Here is a 23,046-nt window from a genome sequence, read left to right on the forward strand (position 1 = left end):
CTATAAATCCAAATTAAAACAGGAGCAAGCTTTTTAAGCTCGCTCCTGCTAAATCTATTAAGTATTACATTCCGTAGCACTCAAATTAATAGCCTGGATTCTGTTTTAAATTAGGATTCAAAGAAAGCTGGGTGGAAGGGATCGGGAATATATTCCGGAAAGCCTGCGAAGCCTCTTTAAAATTCCAGGCTTTTGTAAATTGTCCGAACCGGATTAAATCCTGACGTCTTACATACTCCCAGGCCATCTCCCAGCCTCTTTCTGCAAGCATATCATCCAGCGTAAGTTTAGTCACGGGCACTGCGCCTGCACGGGCCCTGATGATATTCACATCCTTAATCGCATCAGCTGTATTACCCAAACGAAGGTTTGCTTCCGCCCGCATCAGATACGTATCGCCAAGACGGAAAATAACAAAGTCATTATCCTGATCACTACTGGATCCGTTTCTCTGAATTTCATATTTCTGACTTCTGGCTCCGGCCAAACGTGCTACGGGACCAGCAGGCATTTCAAACGCCGGAATTTCCGGTGTAAAAATGAATGGTTGTCCGTCATCCGTTAGTGCTTTCCCATCCGCAGAGTATTGCTGTCCTACAATCCACATTTTCTTCCTGCCGTCTGTATCAGCGAATGAGTTATAGAACTCCGTGGCTGTACAATACCCATTCCAGGGAGCCTGTGGCGTATTATAGGTCAGTTGGCTTAAATAATGCAGCGTTCTCATGTTCATATTGAAGCCGCCTCTTTTGGAAGCATCATAAGGAACCGCAAGAATATTCTCTTTTGAAGTTTGATTCTGAGTAGAGAAATTAGCGAAAAAGTCTGTCGACAAAGTATATTTCCCAGATGCAATAATCGTATCACACTGCACTTTTGCCTCGGCCCATTTTGGGGTTCCGGTATAAACTTCTGCGTTCAGATAAAGCTTTGCCAGGATCATGTTGGCAACATATTTATTAAAACGGCCATATTGTGAACCGCCTGCCGTAGCGCCTAAGCTGGGATAAACTTCTTTCAACTCCTTTTCAATCCATGCAAATGTTTCAGCGCCTGTTTTCTGGGTAGGACTCGCACCGCCCAACTTATCGGCAATTATGATATTTCTGAAATGGTCAAGGGCGATGTAGTGATAAAACGCTCTCAATGCCCTCAATTCCGCCTTTGTTCCTGCATCTGTAATTTGCGGGTTACTAAGCTGTGAATTGATAGACGTGATACTGTTGTAACACCAGGCCCACATGCCGTTAAACTTGTCATCGTCACCGGTTGGGGTCCAGGTATGTTGTTTCAAGCGTTTCCATGCATCTCCATCTTTCCAGTCCCCACCCCTTGTGGGAATCACCTGCTCATCCGTAACGGTATTTAATTCGGCATAACGCCCGAAATAATCTCCTAGCGAGCTATACAACGGCCCCAGAAGCGCAGCCTGCTGTGCAGCAGTCGAGCCGAACTGGTCTGTCGGGATAACATCGTAGGTTGTTTCTGTTAAATCCGTACAGGACTGGCCCGCTAACAGCAATGCAGAGCCCAGTAAAATATGTTTTATGTTCATTTTCATCTCCATGTCAATTAAGAATAAATTTTGACAGCCTTTTCTCCGATATCAAAATCACTCGGTTTCTCTAGTTTGTTAAATCAGAATGTCAGGTTCACCCCCAACTGATAAGTACGTGTTTTAGGATAAATTCCCGTCGCGTCCAAACCAAGACTGTTAGGAGCAGAATTCCCAATATTGAAATCCCCTTTTACCTCCAGCTCCGGATCGACCCCTCTGTATTTTGTGATGACAAACAAATTGTTCCCTCCCAGATAAATTCTTGCATTGCTAATGTATTTGCTTTCAAAAGTCAGGTTATACCCGATTTGCCAGTTATCCAGTCGGATGTATGTTCCCTTTTCCAGCCAATAATCTGACAAAGCGTTGGTACTGAAATTTTTAGGAAGTTCAGTAACACTTTGTAACATATTGGTTTCCAGAATAGAGCCCGGAATGGATAAATTAGAACGCAGGTTATTCAAAATACTGTTACCAAACACGCCCCGCAATTGAAAACTGAAATCAAATTTTTTGTATTTAAAACTGTTCACCCAGGCACCTGTAAAGTAAGGCTGCGGGTTGTCTTTGAAATTTACACGGGCATCAGCCGGATTGGTTACCGGCGCACCGCCGTCTTTTCCTTCCAGCAACATTTGCCCCTTCGCATCAAACCCTGCAAAATGCCCCACGTTGTTAAATGAGCCCAGCGGTAAACCCGGTGTAAGAATGGAAGCAAATACGTTGGACAACCCTCTGCCACCAAAGGCATTGAAACGGATAATACCGGAATCAAAATCGTTGCTTTTCAGGTTAACGATCTCATTTTTGATGTAAGACCCAACCAAACGGCTCGTCCAGTTAAAATTATCCTTTTCAATCACAGCGCCGCCAAAAGACAGCTCAATACCCTTGTTGCGCATGGAGCCTACATTGGCCCAAATGAAATTGGTAAAATATTTAACGCCATCAGCAGGTACAGAGTATTTGTATAACATGTCACTGGTTTTCTTGTTAAAGACATCAACAGATCCCGTGAAACGGCCATTTACAAATTGAAAATCCAGCCCTAAATTCACTTGCTGAACCACTTCCCATTTCAGGTTGGGGTTTGTGTTCTGGGTGATTCCATATCCTGGAAGAAAGTTATTGATCCCTCCGTCATAAAATGATCCCGTCGGGCCGTAAAGTTCGAGAGACTGATAGGCTACCAATCCTTCTGAGTTCCCGGTTTTCCCCCAGCTTGCCCGTAATTTTAGATAATTAAACGCATCTGATTTCGGGAAAAACGATTCATCGGAAATAGTCCATCCCCCGGCAACGGACGGGAATAAACCCCACTTGTTATTGGCACCAAATTTGGAACTTCCATCATATCTCAGTGTAGCTGTAAGATTATACTTTTCATTAAAATTCAAGGTACCGCGTCCAAAGAAAGAAGCCAGGGTCGTTTTGTTCTTGTATGAACTCACGTAATCCGTTCTTGGCAAAATCAACGTACCCGCACCCAGTCCCAGGTTATTATAGCCCAAACCAGTCGCTACGAACTGTGTGTTATTGGCTCCAAATCCGTCGTTGATAATATTTTGATATGAATAACCGCCCAATAGCGAGAAGTTACTTCCTTTATCTCCGAAACCTCTCATGTAAGTACCGGTAATTTCCAAAAGCTTGTCATTAATCTGCGCCAGGGTTCTGGAAGCCAACCCGTTATTGATCTGGAATGCTTTCACCGATCTGTCTCTCGAACGGCTTTCAACTTCCTGATCACGTTTAATCGCCCCATTAACACCTACCGTGAAACCATTGAACAGTTCATACTTTAAGTTGACACCTCCAACCAATGTATTTTTCTCCCGCTCAAATATTTCGTTTTCCAGCATGGCAACCGGATTGTTCAAATCAAAAGCACCCGGCACTTCGTAAAAGGTACCATTTGCATTTCTTACAGGCAGGGTTGGCAGAAACAATGTTGCGTTGGCAAGAATCCCGCCATCCGTCAGATCAGAATTCGTGTTGGTATAGGAAAGGCTGTATTGTACATTAAGCCGGTTATCCATAGCCTTTTGATCCAGGTTGATTCTTCCCGTCATTCGATCAAAACCCGTATTTTTAATAATACCTTCCCGTTTGGTATAGTTGACCGATCCACGATAAGAAAAAGTTGGAGATCCACCCGAAATTGATAGGTCATGACTGTTTGTTACTCCTCGTCTTGAAATCTGATCCCACCAGTCGGTATTGTAATTTTTGCCCTGAGCATCTTTCGGGAAACGTTGTCCATCCAAAAGTGAAGAATCGCCTTTGATACGCCTCACCTCCGAGATATAACCCGGTCCGTCCAGTAATTTCAGGTTATTGGAAATGACATCCACACCGACATAATTGTTAAAAGTAACAGTTGCCCTTCCGGATTTCCCTCTTTTCGTCGTGATAATAATGACACCATTCGCCGCACGTGAACCGTAAATGGCCGATGCTGAGGCATCCTTCAGAACATCCATGGATTCAATATCCGTTGGAGAAATCGTCGCAATTGGTACACCAATGATACCATCCACCACATACAGCGGATCACTGCCGCCCGCAAGCGAAGTATAACCTCTTAACCTTACCGTTGGACTCGTATTGGGGTCACCATTCGGCTGCGTAATTGTTAAGCCGGCAACCCTGCCCTGAATAGCTTGTAATGGGTTGGGGTTAACACCTACATTAAAATCTTTCGACGAAACCGAGCTTACCGTCCCTGTAACGTCCTTTCTTTTGGCCGTTCCATAACCAACAACGACAACTTCCTCCAGCGCCTTTACATCATCGCTCAAAGTAACATCGATGACAGACTGGTTACCAACAACGACTTCTTTGCTTGTAAACCCAATAAAACTAAAAACCAGTGTTGCATTCCTATCGGCAGCAATAGAATAATTACCGTCCATGTCTGAATTAGCTCCTTTTGTTGTTCCTTTCACGGTAATAGCCACTCCGGGCAGACCGTTGTTTTTCTCATCTATTACCTTTCCGGTAACCGTAACCTCCTGAGCATAGGTATAAACTGAGCCAAAAACGTTGATCAGTAAAAATACCAGTACAGTCAAAGCATGTGTTTTTCGAAATTTGCAACACCTGGGGAGTGCTATGGCAGCAAATCGACCAGACATAAGTCGGTCCTGATAGGAAAATTTCATCATAAGTTAGGTTAATTAGTTGTTCAAGCTTTTCTCTATACGTTATCATCAACAATTCTTACAAAACAATTCACACAAGTCCAGAACATAACTTACAAGAATAATTTTAGAACAAATTGTAATTTCAGACAAATACTTATCTAAATTACTATAAATAGTTAAAATATCACAAACATTAGTTACAAAAGAATTATTAAATATTTATAAGAAAAGATTGGTTCCATTACGTTTATTCACCAAAGGGCACTTTTCGTGATATTTTGCCGTAATGATTAGCAACGGAGATTTTTTATGCTGTTTCGAGAAACTGTGATTAGAATTATCATAAAAGGACTGTTTAATACTATTTCGGAGAAAGACTGGCTTTCCCGCCAACCTTTCTATAAAAATTTCATGATTTGATCAGCGGTTGTGCGTAACTTTGGGGCAGTTTCGTTTCTGTACATTTTTGTTTATGACACCGCAGTCCTCCGTTTCGAATACCGATTTACAACAATTAGCCAGTCAGCTTACCGGTGATTTTTATGATGACAATACCATGCGTACTTTGTATGCAACGGATGCATCAGCCTACCGTGAAATGCCTTTGGCCGTAGCCATTCCCAAAACACTGGAAGATATCAAAAAGCTGATCGCCTTCGCGACAAGCAAAAAGGTATCGCTGATTCCACGTACTGCCGGCACTTCGCTGGCCGGACAGGTTGTAGGAAGCGGCATTATTGTGGATACGTCGAAACATTTTACGAAAATCCTGGAAATCAATGCAGCGGAAAGATATGTGCGCGTAGAGCCGGGTGTGATTCGTGATGAGCTCAATATGGCGCTTAAACCGTACGGGTTATATTTCGGACCAGAAACTTCAACCGCCAACCGCGCCATGATCGGCGGGATGGTGGGAAATAATTCCTGCGGCTCCAACTCGGTCGTTTATGGAAGTACCAGGGAACATTTGCTGGAAGTCAAGGCGATTCTGGCCGATGGCAGTGATGTAACTTTTGGAACAGAAACGTTGGCAACATTCAGGAGCAAACTCCCGGATACTGCTGATTCTCTTGCGGATAAAATCTACGCGAAAACCTTCGAAATACTATCCAATCCCGTCAACCAGACCGAGATCAGAAAGGAATTCCCAAAACGCAGCGTAGAAAGAAGGAATACGGGTTATGCCCTGGATATGCTTTTGGAAACCGAGCCCTTCACCCCGGTTCCGGATGAAGGCCAGGAAGTTATTCCTTTCAACATGTGCAAGCTTATTGCCGGTTCGGAGGGAACGCTTTGCTTTTTGACCGAAATTAAACTGAATATCATCCCGCTTCCACCGACGACGCAAGGCCTTTTGTGCGCCCATTTTACGTCGATCGATGAAGCGTTGCGGGCTACCATTTTAGCCCTTAAATATAAACCACAGGCCGTAGAATTAATTGACAACTACGTACTTGAGTGCGCCGCAACAAATAAAGAGCAAAAAGCAAACGCATTTTTTGTTCAGAATACCGCATCGGGAGAATACCCGGCGATTCTGGTTGTCGATCTTTCCAGAGAAACCAAAGCGGAGGTGGAAGCGCTTGCGCGGGCACTCGAAGCCGATTTCATACAGGCTGGCATGGGTTATCATTACCCATTGCTTTTTGGTGACGATACAAAAAAAATATGGACTTTACGGAAAGCAGGACTAGGGTTATTAAGTAATCTTCCGGGTGATGAAAAGGCTGTGGCCGTGATTGAGGACACGGCGGTCGATGTTTATGACCAGCCTCAATACATCATCGAGTTTAACGATATCCTGAAAAAACACGGCATGTCTGCGGTGCATTATGCACACGCCGGTTCGGGCGAGCTACACCTGCGTCCGATCATCAATCTTAAAACCAAGGAAGGGCACCAGCAATTCAGGACCATTGCTGAGGAAATTGCAACGCTGGTAAAAAAATTCCAGGGATCACTTTCCGGTGAACATGGCGACGGGCGTTTGCGTGGTGAATTCATCCCGCAAATGGTGGGTCAGCATAACTATGAGCTGTTCAAAGACCTAAAACGTACCTGGGATCCTTACAACATCCTGAATCCAGGCAAGATCGTCGATACGCCTCCAATGGATACCTTCCTGCGTTACGAGGCCGATCACGTGACACCGGAATTTAAAACCTATTTCCGCTATCAGGACCAGACTGTTTTGCAGCACGCGGAACAATGTAACGGATCCGGTGACTGCCGGAAAACGGAAATGAGCGGTGGAACGATGTGCCCGAGTTTCATGGCGACAAGAAATGAAAAGGACACCACCCGAGCCAGGGCCAATATCCTGCGTGAAATGCTGACACATTCGCCTAAGGAAAACCGGTTTGACAACAAGGAAATCAAAGAGGTTTATGACCTGTGCCTTGCCTGCAAAGGGTGTAAAGGTGAATGTCCATCTAATGTGGATGTAGCCAAACTGAAAATGGAATTTTTGCAGCATTACCATGATGAACACGGTGTTCCGCTTCGTTCCTGGCTGGTAGGTAATTTCTCCAAACTGACAGGCTTGGCAAGTTATGTTCCATGGGCTTACAATATGGTTTTCAAAAATGCTCCGTTGCGTAAAATTGCAAACAACATTGTAGGTTTCCACCCGGAACGTACGATGCCGCTTTTGCATGACACAACTTTGGAAGCATGGTATAAAAAACGCAAAAAACAGTCTGTCACTTCGGATAAGAAAGTATATCTTTTCTGTGACGAGTTTACCAACTACAACGATGTGGAAATTGGTAAAAAAGCAATTCAGGTTCTTGAAAAGCTGGGCTATGAAGTGATCATTCCAAAACACGGACCATCAGGACGTCCGCAGCTTTCAAAAGGTTTGTTAAAAGATGCCAAAAAGATTGCCGAGGAAAATATCCGGTTACTGAAAGATGTGATTACGCATGAAAGACCGCTGGTAGGTCTGGAACCATCCGCAATTCTGACTTTCCGCGATGAATATCCTGATCTGGTTGGTGATGATCTTTTGGAGGACGCAAAAAAACTTGCATTAAACGCCTTGCAGTTTGACGAGTTTATCGCCCGTGAAATTGAACTTAAAAGGATTTCCAAAAACTCGTTCAGCAAGGAAAAACGTCTGATCAAATTACACGGCCATTGCCAGCAGAAAGCAATTTCAAGTATGATTCCTACGAAAAAAATGCTTTCACTGCCTGAAAACTATACCGTTCAGCTTATTCCGTCGGGATGCTGCGGTATGGCCGGGTCATTCGGCTATGAAAAAGAGCATTACGATATTTCCATGCAAATTGGCGAGCTCGTGCTCTTCCCAACCGTACGTAAACAAGCCGATGATGTGATCATCGCCGCGCCGGGAACAAGCTGCCGCCATCAGATCCATGATGGAACAGGACGTAAAGCCCTGCATCCGGCTGAAATATTATTTGAAGCATTGGTATAAATTATTCTTCCTCGTAATCCAGTTCCTTGCCATAGGTTTCTTCCATTTTCCACAAGGAAAGTAAAGCCAGCAAAAAGCAAACGGCTCCAACCACTGCGCCGGCCTGAAGAACACCCCAATCCGGTTTAAGGAACTGGAATACAGGTAACGTCAATAACACGGTCGCCCGGACATTATTGGCTACCGAAGTCGTTACAGTCGCGCGGAGATTCGTACCAAACTGTTCGGCCGTGGTGGTCAGGAACATCGCAATGTATCCGATTGAAAAACCCAGCCAGCCATAGCAGATATACAATGTAGTGGCTGAGTTAATACCGCCATAGAGCAGCGCTAAAACCCCTGCAAACGTCATCAGCAGCATCAACAGAATAGCTTTTTTTCTCGATTGCAGCCATTGACTTAACACGCCACTGAAAAAATCGCCGGTTACTACCCCTATATACGTGTAAAGCACGCAGGTTCCAGCCTGAATATCCCCGGGAACGCCTAAGGCTTTGGCGAACTCATTGCCAAAGGTTGCATAAATTCCGATGACCAGATACGTAGGCAAAGCAATGCCCATGCAGCGCATATACCGGATTAAACGCTCCCGTTTCGTAAAAATGGTCCACCAGTGCACGGTTTTAGACGTGACTTTATTAATACTTTTTTCAAACAAAAAGGATTCCAGTACGTTAACCCGTAACGCCAGAAGAATTAATCCCATGCCTCCGCCGATGAAATAGGCCATCCGCCAGTCCGTCAGTTTTACGGCAAAAAAAGCAGCAATAGCCCCCGCCAGCCCTACGCTCGCGACCACCGACGCACCATAACCGCGAAGTTCTTTTGGAAGGATTTCGGCAATCAACGTGATACCTGCTCCCAGTTCACCTGCCAATCCCAGGCCCGCGACGAAGCGCAGCAGCGAGTACAAGGCCACATCATTGGTAAAACCGCATACGATATTGGCAAGAGAATAAGTCAGGATGGAGCCAAAAAGTACCGAACGCCGCCCCATTTTATCTCCCCAGATCCCCCAGAAAAAACCACCGATCAGCAGACCTGCCTGCTGCCAGTTATAAATTTTCGCCCCGATAACCGAAATCTCAGCTTCCGACAAACCCAGATCTTTCAGACTGGGCACTCGTACAATATTAAAAAGAAGCAGATCATACACATCCACAAAATAGCCCAGAGAGGCTACAACAACGGGAAGTGAAAGAACGGTACGCCAGGCGGGAACATGGGCAGTAGCAGAAATAGAGGCCATATTTAGTGAAAGGTCATAACGAAAAGTAAGTAATTTATCCTGTAAAATTAATCATCAATCGGTTTCCTTCGCATGGATTTCACCTGCGATTTCTTTTGTTTTCCAGCTAATCGGTCCAGTTTGGAGGCCAGCGTCGGCCGCGTTGGTCTACGTTTCTTCTGGACAAAAAATGCCTGCTGTATCAGCTTATTGAATTTCTCGACTACCTTATCCTTATTGGCCAGCTGTGATCGTTCCGTCTGATGGTAGATCACCAGTACATTTTCATTGGTCAGTTTTGTACTCAGCTTGTTTATCAGCGTCTGCTTCTCTTCTTCGGTCAATAAAGCGGAATTTGCGATATCGAAACGGAGCTCTACTTTCGTCTCCACTTTATTAACATTTTGCCCTCCGCTCCCACCGCTTCTGGCAGTTTGAAAAACGATTTCAGCGTGTAACTTCTCAGGGTTTATCATGGTTTGACTTCAAATATTGTTAACGTGTGTTAAGATGTATACGAATCATACTGGTTTTTTCGCTTTCAGGATGAATAAATTTTCTCAAATTTTTGTCTCAAACTTTAAAAGTTAATTCACAACAAATTGTATACAAACACATTAACGAAAAACATTGGATTTATTAAAAATCAAAATTACGTTTTTCAATGCAAAACATTCATGATCTCACCATATTTGGAAGGAAAACAAGCGTTAAACCCGGTTATTATTTTCAGGTCAAACCATCGATTTTAATTCAGAAACAACTAATTCTTACGGCCATGTACAGCATGCATAAATTTCGGATTCTCGCCTTGTCAATTTTGCTTCTTGGAGGTATTTCGATTCAGGAAAAGGTAAAAGCTCAGCCGGGAGTTTCCATTTCTTTCCAAACATTTTACAACGAATTGTCTCCTTACGGACGGTGGATCAATACGCCTCAATATGGTTCGGTATGGACTCCTTATGCGGACCGCGATTTTCAACCCTATTCGACCAACGGATATTGGGAAGTGACAGAATATGGTAATACCTGGGTTTCGGATTACGACTGGGGTTGGGCACCTTTCCACTACGGCCGCTGGTCTTACGACGATTACAATGGCTGGTTCTGGATTCCTGGTTACGAATGGGGACCTGCCTGGGTGAACTGGCGCTCCGGTGGCGGATATTACGGATGGGCTCCGCTGGGTCCTGGTGTAAATATCAACGTATCCATTAATATCCCTTCGTTCTGGTGGGTTTTCCTACCGCAGCAATACATTTCGACACGGAATTGGCACAGTTACTGCGCGCCAAGAGGTAGATATAACAACATTTACAACCGCACCACGATCATCAACAATTATTATCGCAACGACAACCGTACCTATGTGTATGGCCCGAGACGTGATGAAATTGAAAGAGTGACCAGACGTTCCGTTGTCGTTCGTGATATCGACCGCAACCGCAGAGGCGCCGTGGTGATCGACCATTCGTCTGGCAGAGAACATTCCTATGATGCTCCCGGCAGTAGTAGAAATGGCTATGATCGCCGTACACCCGTTGAAAACAATTCCAGAAACAGAACGTATGATTACCGCTCAAACGAACGCCCATCCGTAGACAGAAACAACCGTGTTCCTGACGTGAGAAATGATCGTAACGACCGATCAAATCAGCCTTATCGTTCCAACGAGCGTACTGCACCCGACAGATGGAACTCCTCACCGGACAGAGGTTCACAGGATTTCAACCGTTCAAGAAATCAGGAAGCACCCGGTAATAATGATAACCGCGGAAACCGTAGCTACGAGCAAGCCCGTCCGACGCCAAGCCCTGAGCAAAATCGTTCCCGTTCCAGCGAACCTTCTTATGACCGTGGCCGTTCCCGCGACAATGGGAATCAAGGTCAGGAGCGGTCGAACAACGGACCATCGATCCGCTCCAATTCCTCTGAAAGAAATTCCGGCGAATCCAGAGGTGGCGGAAGATCTTATGAAAACGCCGGAGGTGGTGAAAGATCAGAACGCGGCGGTCGTTCTCCAAGATAATTTTCGGCTTAAAGAAAAAGCTCTTCCGTGAAATTTAAACATTTCCTGAGGAGCTTTTTTATGTATTGTTCTTTTTAAATTAATGCATTTCTTATTTGTTACGTTTTGATTTGAATAGTCAAATTTTGAGGAAATGTAGTAATTTTAACACACTTTAAACACATAAACGCTTTAATGGAAATCCAGTTTGATATCGACTTTAAAGAGAGTGCGCCAAAGTACATGCAAATTATCAAATCGTTACTGTTGGCCATTGGTAAAGGGAAGCTAAAAAGAGGAGATAAAATACCGTCTATCAACCAGTTAAGCGAAGAATATTTACTTTCTCGTGATACGGTTGAGAAGGCGTATAAACATCTGATCAAAGACGGCGTTTTAATATCGGTGCGGGGCAAAGGTTATTTCATCAACCGGGTTGATATTGAAACGACTTCGAGAATTTTGCTGGTTTTCAATAAAATAAGTAATTATAAAAAACAGATCTATAATTCTTTTGTAGAAAATGTAGGTAGAAATGTTATTGTGGACCTTCACATTCACCACTCCAACATTAATATTTTCAATAATTTAATCAAGAACAGTATCGGCGAATATGATTACTATGTAATCATGCCGCATTTCTATGAGAACGAGGAAGAGGCCATAAAAATATTAAAACTGATTCCGCCGGAGAAGCTGATTTTACTGGATAAGGATATACTGGAATCAGGTCTTTTGAAACATTCTTCCGTATACCAGAACTTTGAAAAGGATATTCTCCATTCTTTAAATGAAGCGATTGATTTACTGAAAGTTTACAACAAGCTAATCCTGATTTTCCCGACATTGATCCCTTATCCTAAGGAAATCATCAAAGGTTTCAGGCTTTTCTGTATCCAGCATCAGTTTGATCATGAGATTATTTATGAGACCGATGAAAACATTGTCGTCCTGAAAGACGCAGCTTATGTGATTATTGAAGAAACTGATCTGGTGAATTTGATCAAAAAATGCAATGAACAGGGACTGGTCGTGGGCAAAGACGTGGGCATCATCTCTTACAATGAAACACCTTTAAAGGAAATTTTACTGGACGGCATCACCACCATTTCAACCGATCATGAACAAATGGGGAAATCTGCCGCACGGCTGGTTATGCAAAGTAAAGCCGAAAGCATTAAAAATCCGTTTACGCTGATCCGGAGGAAGTCGTTATAAACAAAGTTGCCATCCCGGAAACTTCGGAATGGCAATTTACTTTTCATATCCATTGCAAATTTTATAACCCGGTTGCCACCGTTACGGTACCTCGCTCGCTGATCAGATTTTCTCTGATTTTAAGGTCACGGAAAAGTCCGATCGGATCCAGAGAACCGCCGCTATGCAGCATCGCTTCTCTTACCAAAGGACGTACATCCGTTCTGAAAGCATTTTGTAATAACTGCTGAGCCAATACCACATCATTGTTCTGACGAGCTTTTTCCAGTTTTTTAGTATCCAGAATAAGTGCCTGCGCATACGACAACAGGATTGCTTCGACAGACTGCATCAAATCTTCCAGCGGATCTTTCACATTGTGGCTTGCATCGATCATCCAGGCAAATCCATCACTGCCTTTGCCGGCACGTTTCATTCCTTCAACCAGCTCCACAAAAATCAGGAACAACATATAAGGTCTGATACTGCCCACTGTCAAATCATCATCTCCATATTTCGAGTCGTTGAAATGGAAGCCAGCCAAACGATTCTCCATCATCAGCGTCGCCACAATCTGCTCGATATTGGCATTGGGCAAATGGTGTCCCAAATCAACCAGTACGTCTGCTTTCGGTCCCAGTTTGTTGCAGAACAGCAATGAACTTCCCCAATCCTGAATAACGGTTGAATAGAAATTCGGCTCGTACGCTTTGTACTCCACGAAAACTTTCCAGTCATCAGGAAGCGCCGCATAAATTTCCTGCAAAGATTCCAGCGTGTTCCGGAAAGACCGCACAAAATTCGACTGTCCAGGAAAACAGGAACCATCCGAAAGCCAGATTGAAAGCGCCTTCGATCCCAGTTCTTTGCCGTACTTAATTACTTCAATATTATGTTCAACCGCCTGCTTGCGCACTTTCGGATCCACGTGTGACAGCGAGCCATATTTATAGGATAGCTCCTGATTTTTCTGATCCTGGAACGTGTTCGAGTTTACGGCATCAAATTTTAAATCCAGTGACGACGCCAGATCAATCATCGCGTTGGCATCACTCGGGATATCCCATGGAATGTGCAGGGATATGGATCCGCTAGAACGGTTCAAAGCATGTAAAATACCTACATCTTCTATTTTCTCAACGAGAGATCCCGGTTCCCCGGCACCCGAGAAACGTCCGAAACGTGTTCCGCCCGTTCCTAATGCCCAGCTTGGTATGGCTACCTGAAACGCCTGCAACGTTTTCACGATCGCATGGGCGTCGATACCCTGTTCCCCTAACTGTTCCTTTAGAAATATGAACTGGTTGTTATGTTTCCCAAGCAAACCTTCATTATGCTGGTCAATCCGATATTGTTCTATTTTCATCTTTTTAGCATTAGAGATTTTAAGATTCAGAGTGAAGAAAACGGGTTAAAAAAGTTGCTGTACATTAAATCATCAACGCTCCTTTCAGTCCTTTATAAAAAAAAGCTGTGCCAAAAGTAAAGTTTACCTTTGACACAGCTTTTGCTTTAAGCACTAGCGAACAAATGCAGCCGGCACGCCACCATCAATGTTCAGCACATTTCCGGTACTTTTCCCTAACAATCCACCAACGAATACAAAAACGCCGTTTGCAATATCTTCTGTATGAATTTCAGCGTTCAAAACGGTGCGTTTTGCATAATAAGCTGGCAATTCTTCAATTTTAATGCCATATGCTTTCGCACGGCCTGCAGCCCATCCGCTTTCCCAGATCTTGCTTCCGGAAATAACGGCATCAGGATTCACCACATTGACACGGATTTTATCCGGTCCCAATTCTGCTGCCAGAAGTCTGGTCATGTGTTGCTGAGCCGCTTTTGCCGTTCCGTATGCTACGTTATTTGGTCCTGAAACCAATCCGTTTTTACTTGCAATGTTGATAATATCGCCTCCCAATCCCTGCTGACGCATCACCGCCACAGACTCCTGAGAAACCAGGAACTGACCTTTTACCAAAACATCCTGCAAAATATCCCAGTCCTTGATCGTCGTTTCTGCCAATGGCTTCGAAATCGAAAGTCCCGCGCAGTTTACGATGATATCAACACCGCCAAATTTCAATTTCGTTGTATGCAAACCTTGTTTGATCTGGTCAACTTCCAATACGTTGGCGTTGGCTGTTGCCGAAAAATCCTTGCCAAATTTGGCATCAAATTCGTTTTTTGTTTCAGCCAGCGCTTTATCATCAATGTCTGAGATCACAACACAAGCACCTTCCTCAAGGAATTTCTGTGCGATTGCCTTACCAATACCACCCGATCCGCCGGTTACGAAAGCCACTTTACGGGAAAGTGATTTTTCTTTCGGCATACGCTGTAATTTAGCTTCTTCCAATAACCAGTATTCGATATCAAAAGCTTCCTGCTCCGGCAAAGAAACGTATGATGAAACTGCTTCCGCGCCTTTCATTACATTAATTGCATTGGTGTAGAATTCCGCCGCCACACGTGCCGTTTGTTTGTCTTTTGCAAACGAGAACATACCTACACCCGGATACAAAATAATGACCGGATTCGGGTCACGAACGGCCGGACTGTTATCATGTTTGCAACGGTCATAATATGCCTGATAGTCGACGCGGTATGCTTCAAATTGCGGACGGATAGCATCCAGAATGGCTTGCGCATCCCCCGATAACGCTTCCAGAGAAAGATCCAAAACCAACGGACGGATCTTAGTACGCAGGAAGTGGTCAGGACAACTTGTTCCCAATGGTGCCAGCTTATCCAGATCGTTACTGTTGATGAATTCCAGTACGCGGGCATCATCCGTAAAGTGACCAACCATTGTCTGACGATCAGAAGCAAGTCCTCTCAAATAAGGTGCCAGCTGACCGGCAATTTCCAAACGGCGATCCGCAGCCAGGCTTTCCTGTTTTGCGCCACCGAAAACAGCACGTTTTTTGCCGTAGTTTGCTTCAAGGTATGCGGATGCTTTTTCAATGACATCCAACGTATTGATATAAGATTCGTAAGCAGTGTCACCCCAGGTAAACAAACCGTGTCCACCCAAAACGATTCCACGGATGCCCGGGTTATCGGCAAGTGTTTTTTCCAGTGTAAGACCTAAATCAAAACCCGGACGCTGCCAAGGTACCCACGCCAGTTCACCGTTGAACAATTCCTGCGTAATCGCCTCGCCTTCTTTCGAAGCAGCAATGGCGATCAGTGCGTCAGGGTGCAGGTGATCGATATGTTTGAACGGCAATAAACCGTGCAAAGGCGTATCAATGGAAGGCGCCTTCGATTTCAGATCGTAAATGCAATGATTGAAAAGCTCAACCATTTCATCTTCAAATGCCAGACCGCGATAAATATTTTTCAGAGCATGCAGACGATTTTGATAAAGACCAGCCAATCCGCTTCTTTTCAACGTTCCGATATCACCACCTGAACCTTTGATCCACATCACCTCAACATCGTTGCCTGTCAACGGATCCTTTTCGATGGTTTTACAGCTGGTGTTACCGCCCGCATAGTTTGTAAGACGAAGATCCGCTCCCAATAAATTGGAACGGTAAAGAAGTAATTCCACCTGGTCGTCACCTAAAGAAGCCGCTTTTTCTTCATCCCAAAGATAACTCACGTACTTGTACTGCTCTGCTTTTAAAATGCTCATATTGTTTTGTTTTTATAATCACTTTTTCGTTAAAACCGCTTAAAAATCATGGGTGAGTAAAATCAATTTATTTCACTTTTAATTACGATACAAGATTAGAAAACTTCGCTTTGGGTACCGTCCTGTGGTATCCTGCATACTAAAAAAATATAAGATAAATAAGTTATTTTTTAATTAAAACGGCCTGAGCAGAGATATCTACCCAGGCCGTTTGGCAAGAAAGTATATTTAACCTGTTAATTTTGAATGACTATTTTCCTCGTTTCTTCCCCTACTTTGATTAAATAAAGTCCGTCCAAAAGCTTGTCCGTACGAACTGGCTGCGCAGGATTGACTTTTTGTTCCAACACAACCCTGCCCGTAGCATTCCTGATTTCAACGGCCTCTTCCCTATCCAATCCGGAAACAAAAAACTCATTTTTGGCAGGATTCGGATAAACACTGAGTTTTGTTTTATCCTGTTTTACGGTAATGATCCGTGCGTATTCCGATTTCCCGTCCCAGTCCAGTTGTTTCAGGCGGTAGTAGGTTTTGAAATAGGGTTTTGTATCCAGAAAGGTATAGGTTTTATCGCCCAGATGATCGCCCAGTCCATCGACGAAACCGATGTTTTCAAACGTTTTCGCATCGGCACTGCGTTCGATATGAAAGCCTTTGTTGTTGGTTTCTGAGGTTGTTTTCCAGGTGAGGAGGTTTTCTGAGTCATGACGCACTCCATCGAACGAAAGCAATTTTACAGGAAAAGGCGCCAGCTGATCAACAATATAATTTTCACTAACCAGTGTGAGGCCGGGGACCAAACTATTTGTTACCTCTACTCGATAGGTTCCCAAAGTGAATCCAGGATAATTACTAAGACCTATTTGATTTGCCACAAGCTCATTATTTTTATACCATTTATATGTATTGTTGGTTGTGACTCCCCCTGACCTCTGTGCCATTAACAACTCTCCCGATCCGGATTGCTCACTCAGCGGTACTGCCACATCCAATGAAAACTTTGCTTGATTACTGTAACTATCTAATCGACTGATATTCGTTTCCATTCCCGCAAACGTAAAAGAGTTGCCGGAGATATCAACAAATGCAGAAATGGGAATGCCGGATAAATTGGGGATTGTTCCGCCCAAAGGCGACCACTTACTCGGCTTGCCCCAATCCTGGACATAGCTTAAATCCAAATAGGTGAGGTTTGTCAGATTCCCAAAAGAGGATGGAAAGAGCCACTGAAATTATTATCTGATAGATCCAGATGCTTTAATTTAGTTAAGTTCCCTAATACTGTCGGAATGTTACCATTTAAGTTGTGCTTCTCTAGATTCAAGTATTCCAAATTAACCAAATTTCCCAATTCATTTGGTAAAGGGTCACTTAGTGGGTTTTCATATACCGATGGAAATGTTTGGCCAATATCTAAGTACTTTAATTTTACCAAATTTCCTATACTGGCAGGTATAGACCCTGAAAATGAGTTACGGCTGAGTTCCAGACGTTCCAGGTTAATCAGATTACCAATTTCGTTAGGAATAGGTCCATACACTTGCCCAAGAGAAATCTCACTCAGATCAGGACCACCACTTACCAATACAAGTGATTTTAACGCTGTCAAATTACCTATTTCGGGAGGAATTACACCACTTAAATATACAGTTGCCAAAATTAATTCCGTCACGCGCCCGTTTTCACAGGTTATCCCATTCCATCCGCAGGGATTATCCCCAGGAACACCGGGAAATTGCCAAGGCCGGTCAGGATAACTATTATCCCAAGCCCATGAACCCATTTTCTCGGAAATAGCTTTTAAAGCCAACCGGTCATCTTCCAGTGTTTGTGCAAAACTACCCGTAACAGAAAACAGGAGATAAAAAGTAAGTAATAATGTTTCATAGTGCTTCAACAAGTGTGAATTAAAATACAACGTAACGAAATTCAGGCAGAATGAAACAGCATCATTCTTGCCGGTTTATTAAAAAGAAGTTGTTAAGAAACGTTGAAAAAAAATCGACAGTAACGGATGTCACTGTCGATGTAATTACTCAAATTTCAAACAAAAAATCAGCAAATCAAATTAATATATCAATAATTTAATTTTCGGTTACTTGCATTAATACTAAAACCTAATCACTTCCAGCTCAGGCCCATATTATGGAATAAAAACGCATAAATGTCAGCCTGCATTTCCAGCGCTTTTTTGGTGTTGCTGGCCCCATGGCCCGAGTTTGTATCGATTCGGATCAGTAAGGGATTGGCAGTTGACCCCGCTGCTTTCTCCTGTAATTCAGCAGCATACTTAAAGGAGTGTGCGGGAACAACACGGTCGTCGTGATCAGCCGTTGTGATCATTGTGGCCGGATAATTAATACCCCTTTTGATATTATGCAGCGGAGAATAGCCGTAAAGCATTTTGAATTCTTCCGGATGATCACTGCTGCCGTAATCGGCAATCCAGTTCCAGCCAATGGTAAACTTATGGAAACGAAGCATATCCATAACACCTACTGCGGGAAATGCCACTTTAAACAATTCAGGCCGCTGATTCATCACAGCACCAACAAGCAAACCGCCATTCGAGCCACCTTGTATGGCTAAACGTTCCGGCGAAGTGTATTTCTCTTTGATCAGGAATTCGGCAGCCGCAATAAAGTCGTCAAAAACATTCTGCTTTTTGAGCTTCATCCCCTGCTCATGCCATTTTTCTCCATATTCACTCCCCCCACGTAAATTAGCCTGGACATACACGCCGCCCTGATCTAAAAACGGGATACGGGTAGGACTAAACGAAGGCGTCAGACTGATATTGAACCCGCCGTAACCATACAATATTGTCGGATTGGTACCATCGAGTTTCAACCCTTTTTTGTACGTGATGAAAGCCGGCACTTTCGTTCCATCCTTGCTCGCGTAAAATACTTGTCTGGTTTCATAATCTTCCGGTTTAAAAGAAACTTCCGGCGCACGGAAAACACTGCTCTTTTTGCTGGCAATGTCATAGCTAAAAATCGTGGGCGGGTAATTGAAAGACGTATACGTATAAAATACAAAGGTATCCTCTTTATCTCCCCCGAAACCACCCACAGTCCCCAATCCGGGCAGCTGGACTTCATTTTCCAGTTGTCCTTTCATGTCATAAACATAAACCCGAGAGGTAACATCCTTGGAATATGATGCAAATATTTTACCTCCGGCTGTTCCGGCTCCTTGCAACGGCTCTGGCTTTTCAGGTAAAAACGGTTTCCAGTTTTTTGATTTAGTTTCATAAAACAACACTTTGCCATTGGGCGCATTTTCATTGGTTTCTACCAAAAACCCACCGTCCACGTCTTCAATGATGCTGTAACTGAAATCCGTAATTTCTTCCTTAACGGCAGTAAATTTGGTATCGCCTTTTTTCATAACCCAAAGGCCGTTTCCGTCTTTTCCTTTTCCACGATCACTCACATACAGAACGGCAAATTGCTCATCTTCTGTCGTGCTGACGGTATGAAAACGCTGTCCGTTCGCTGGGTCTTCAAAAATGAGCTTATCCTCCGACTGCGCGGTCCCTACTTGATGATAAAAAACCTGGTGGTTTTCGTTCTTTGCCGCCAAGGCACTGCCTTCCGGTTTTGGATAACTGCTGTAATAAAAACCATCACCCTGCCATGCGGCACCGGAAACTTTCACCCATTCCACCTTATCGGAAAGCATTTTCAAAGTTTTCATATCCATAACCTGATAATCCTGCCAGTCGGATCCTCCCTTTGAAAAACCCAACACGGCATGATTGCCTTTCTTTGAAAGTTTGAAAACAGTCAGCCGCGTTGTCCCGTCAGCCGAGAGTTTATTGGGATCCAAAACAACTTCGGGCGTACCCTGAAGTCCTTTCTGGCGATAAAGTACAGCCTGATTTTGCAACCCATCATTTTTATAGAAGTAGAAATAATCGCCCTTTTTCGTCGGCGCTGAATATTTCGGATAATTATAGGCCTTTTCCAGATCAGAAAAAATCCTGCCTCTAAATGGTATTTTATTCAGATACCTGAAAGTAACCTCATTTTGTTCCTTCACCCAGGCCGCTGTCTCAGCGGAACGGTCATCCTCCAGCCAATGATAAGGATCCGAAACTTTGGTTCCATGGTATTCGTCAATGTGCTCTATCTGATTTGTTTTGGGGTAATTTATCGTCTGGGCCGAGCCGTTGGCGGCCAGTAATGTGGCGGTGAGTACTGTCATTCCTAATCGTTTATTATTCATACAATTGCTATGTTAATCTGCAAACAAGGAGAATTTTGGTTCCATTACAAACGGACCGCATCATCTTCGCTTTTTTAAAGCTATGCTTGACCGTACAGTAAAAAAACGTATTTTTATTATTTTACACATATAAAAGTCATTTTCTTTATCAATACCCCTTGTCGAACTGATCTTACGGTCACATATTTATCGCTGGCTCCAATTATGGATGAAAAAATGACACGGCATTCTCTATCGTATTTAGCGTCGTTCCTGTTATTGCTGAGCCTGACATTCTCTTGTGAGCCATGTTTTGCTGACCATTCGTCATCGTTTCCCACGGCGACTAAAGGTGTCATTAACTTAAGATCAGCAGATTTTGCCCAGTCCTCCGTTGCCCTGGATGGCGAATGGAAATTTTACTGGAAAACTTTTAAAAAACCATATACACCTGAGATCTATTCCGAATTTGTAACATTGCCCAAGCCATGGGGCGAAACACAATGGAAAGGGAAACAGTTACCATCACAGGGATTTGCAACTTATGAGATAAAAGTTATTCTTCCCCACAAAAGGGACCAGCTCGCCTTTAAAATCCCGGACATGTACAGTGCTTACGCACTCTATGCAAATGGAAAACTTATTGCGAAAGATGGTCAGCCAGGTACAACCAAGGAAGAAACCACACCATACTGGTCCACGCAGATCAAGCCTTTTCCCGCCTCCGACACCTTAAATTTAACGCTCCAAATTGCCAATTTTCGTCACTCCAAGGGCGGTATAACCAAATCCATTGAAATTGGGGCGTTCAATGTATTAGAAGCACAAAGCAATCTCGATTATGCGCTGGACTTCCTGCTAACAGGCTGCATGATCATGGGCAGTCTGTACTTCCTTGGATTATATCTGCTGGGACGGCATGATAAATCGACACTTTATTTCGCTCTTTTCTGCTTTTGTTACAGTTATCGAATTATCGGCACCGGTGATTATACCTTTCATGCCTTATTTCCGGCCGTAAGCTGGCAACTCGCTATTCATTGTGAATATATTTCCCTGTTTTTGGCTGTCGCTATGTTTGCCTTGTATACGCGCAACCTTTTTCCGGAAGATACCCCGCATAAGATTATGTTCTGTATCATAGGGATCTGCTTCGGGTTGACACTGATCACACTGGCTTCTCCTCCATTACTTTTTACAGAATTAATAAACCCTTTTGTTGCCCTATTGGTCCTCTTTATCTTTTTTGCCTTTTACATTTACTGGAAGGCATACAAAAATAACCGGATCGGGGCTAAATATGCACTGTTAAGCACAGTGGCCATTTTTGTAATTTTTATCTCCCTGATACTTGCCTATTACGACATTGCTTATCCCGAAAAACGCTCGTTGTTTATTGGGTATATTGCTTTCTTTTTCTGTCAATCGGTGATTTTATCTTTCCGTTTTGCTTATACATTAAAAAAGGCAAAAAATGACGCAGAAACGGGTTTAAGAGTAAAAAACCAATTTCTGAGTACGATGAGCCACGAGATTAAAACACCACTCAATGCCGTAATCGGCATGAGTCATCTCATGATCAGGGAGTCACCGCGGCCAGATCAGAAACAACATCTGGATATGCTTTTGTATGCTGCGAACAATCTGCTTACAATCGTCAACGACATCCTCGATCTTAATTCCATTGAAGAAGGTAAAATCCAGTTTGTCAACGAAGCGCTGGATATCTCAGAAATCGCTCAAAATATCATATCCGGTTACACGCCTGCTGCCAACGATGCCGGTATCGATATTACGCTAAAACTGGATCCTTACCTACCCTATCGAATATCAGGGGACGCCAAGAGAATTAACCAGATCCTCGGCAATCTGATTTCAAATGCTATTAAATTTACCAGCAAAGGATGGGTGAAACTAGAAATAAATATCGTCGGGCGGACGGAAAAAGAAGTTACTTTAAAAATAGCAGTACAGGATACCGGGATTGGTATTGCCCCCGAAAAGCAGAAAATCATATTCGATCAGTTTACCCAAATTGAATCTTCCTCAACCAGAGGTTTTGGCGGAACCGGCGTTGGACTGGCTATCTGCAAACGACTTTTGGAATTGCAGGGATCCCTGCTTCAACTGGAAAGCGAAGAAGGAAAGGGTTCTGATTTTTACTTTACCCAAACTTTCCCAATTCTGGAAGCACACAAAAAACCGGAAGTTTTCATAGACGAAAGACCGGAAGAAAAGCCTTTGCAGGGAATTCGCATTTTGGTCGTTGAGGACAACCGAATGAACGTACTCGTTGTGCAGGGCTTTTTGCGGAGATGGGGCGCCGTTTCGGATGTCGCGGTTAACGGGCAGGAAGCTCTGGACAAATTTGATCCGTTGTTACATCAGGTTATTCTGATGGATTTGCATATGCCTGTGATGGATGGTTACGAGGCCACTAAAAAATTGAGAGACCGCGGGGAAACCGTTCCGGTAATAGCCGTAACGGCCAGTTTAGCACCCGACGCCAAGCAGAATATATTTACGATCGGCATGACGGATATCGTATCCAAACCGATTAATCCGGAACTGCTGCTAAGCAAGATACTAAATCAAACCATCTCCTCTTAAGA

The 23,046-nt window shown here is 43.7% G+C and carries 13 protein-coding genes; 4 read left to right on the forward strand and 9 right to left on the reverse strand.

Features of this window, described 5'->3' with window-relative positions; translation table 11 throughout:
• Positions 1-85: 85 nt before the first annotated feature.
• Positions 86-1,561, reverse strand: coding sequence for a RagB/SusD family nutrient uptake outer membrane protein (locus tag RB622_RS25940; RefSeq protein WP_308049682.1), 1,476 nt, complete (start codon positions 1,559-1,561; stop codon positions 86-88).
• A gap of 77 nt (positions 1,562-1,638) precedes the next feature.
• Positions 1,639-4,632 carry a TonB-dependent receptor gene (locus tag RB622_RS25945; RefSeq protein WP_308049683.1) on the reverse strand — a complete coding sequence of 998 codons (2,994 nt, stop codon included), beginning with the start codon at positions 4,630-4,632 and terminating at the stop codon, positions 1,639-1,641.
• A 544-nt stretch (positions 4,633-5,176) separates the two neighbouring features.
• Here RB622_RS25945 and RB622_RS25950 point away from each other — a divergent pair.
• Positions 5,177-8,146 carry an FAD-linked oxidase C-terminal domain-containing protein gene (locus RB622_RS25950; RefSeq protein ID WP_308049684.1) on the forward strand — a complete coding sequence of 990 codons (2,970 nt, stop codon included), beginning with the start codon at positions 5,177-5,179 and terminating at the stop codon, positions 8,144-8,146.
• A 1-nt stretch (position 8,147) separates the two neighbouring features.
• On the opposite strand, the gene RB622_RS25955 is transcribed toward RB622_RS25950, so the two are convergent.
• Together RB622_RS25955 and arfB are read right to left on the reverse strand one after the other, a co-directional pair.
• Positions 8,148-9,395, reverse strand: a complete 1,248-nt coding sequence (locus RB622_RS25955) for an MFS transporter (protein ID WP_308049686.1) — start codon at positions 9,393-9,395, stop codon at positions 8,148-8,150.
• A gap of 47 nt (positions 9,396-9,442) precedes the next feature.
• Positions 9,443-9,850 carry an alternative ribosome rescue aminoacyl-tRNA hydrolase ArfB gene (arfB, locus tag RB622_RS25960; protein ID WP_308049687.1) on the reverse strand — a complete coding sequence of 136 codons (408 nt, stop codon included), beginning with the start codon at positions 9,848-9,850 and terminating at the stop codon, positions 9,443-9,445.
• Between the two features lie 188 nt (positions 9,851-10,038).
• Here arfB and RB622_RS25965 point away from each other — a divergent pair, with 188 nt between their 5' ends.
• The gene (locus tag RB622_RS25965) at positions 10,039-11,403 is read left to right on the forward strand and encodes a DUF6600 domain-containing protein (protein WP_308049688.1); all 1,365 of its coding nucleotides are present in this window, start codon (positions 10,039-10,041) and stop codon (positions 11,401-11,403) included.
• A gap of 174 nt (positions 11,404-11,577) precedes the next feature.
• Positions 11,578-12,600: a GntR family transcriptional regulator gene (locus tag RB622_RS25970; protein WP_308049689.1), complete on the forward strand. Its 1,023-nt coding sequence runs from the start codon at positions 11,578-11,580 to the stop codon at positions 12,598-12,600.
• Between the two features lie 61 nt (positions 12,601-12,661).
• Here RB622_RS25970 and RB622_RS25975 read toward each other — a convergent pair whose 3' ends face one another.
• The 5 genes from RB622_RS25975 to RB622_RS25995 form a co-directional block, all read right to left on the reverse strand.
• Positions 12,662-13,945, reverse strand: coding sequence for a TIM barrel protein (locus RB622_RS25975; RefSeq protein WP_308049691.1), 1,284 nt, complete (start codon positions 13,943-13,945; stop codon positions 12,662-12,664).
• Between the two features lie 153 nt (positions 13,946-14,098).
• A complete protein-coding gene (locus RB622_RS25980) occupies positions 14,099-16,222 on the reverse strand; it encodes a bifunctional aldolase/short-chain dehydrogenase (RefSeq protein WP_308049693.1) in 2,124 nt (707 codons plus the stop codon).
• Between the two features lie 236 nt (positions 16,223-16,458).
• Positions 16,459-17,403: a T9SS type A sorting domain-containing protein gene (locus RB622_RS25985; RefSeq protein ID WP_308049695.1), complete on the reverse strand. Its 945-nt coding sequence runs from the start codon at positions 17,401-17,403 to the stop codon at positions 16,459-16,461.
• 14 nt (positions 17,404-17,417) lie between these two features.
• The gene (locus RB622_RS25990; RefSeq protein ID WP_308049697.1) at positions 17,418-18,119 is read right to left on the reverse strand and encodes a hypothetical protein; all 702 of its coding nucleotides are present in this window, start codon (positions 18,117-18,119) and stop codon (positions 17,418-17,420) included.
• 224 nt (positions 18,120-18,343) lie between these two features.
• Complete coding sequence (locus RB622_RS25995) at positions 18,344-20,434, reverse strand: prolyl oligopeptidase family serine peptidase (protein ID WP_308049698.1); 2,091 nt, start codon at positions 20,432-20,434, stop codon at positions 18,344-18,346.
• A gap of 237 nt (positions 20,435-20,671) precedes the next feature.
• Between RB622_RS25995 and RB622_RS26000 the strand changes: the two genes are divergently transcribed.
• Entirely contained in the window at positions 20,672-23,044 is a 2,373-nt protein-coding gene (locus RB622_RS26000; RefSeq protein ID WP_308049699.1) for an ATP-binding protein, read from the forward strand.
• Positions 23,045-23,046 lie beyond the last annotated feature (2 nt).

It is taken from the genome of Dyadobacter sp. LHD-138 (assembly GCF_030929615.1).
In the GTDB taxonomy this organism is placed as follows: Bacteria; Bacteroidota; Bacteroidia; order Cytophagales; family Spirosomataceae; genus Dyadobacter.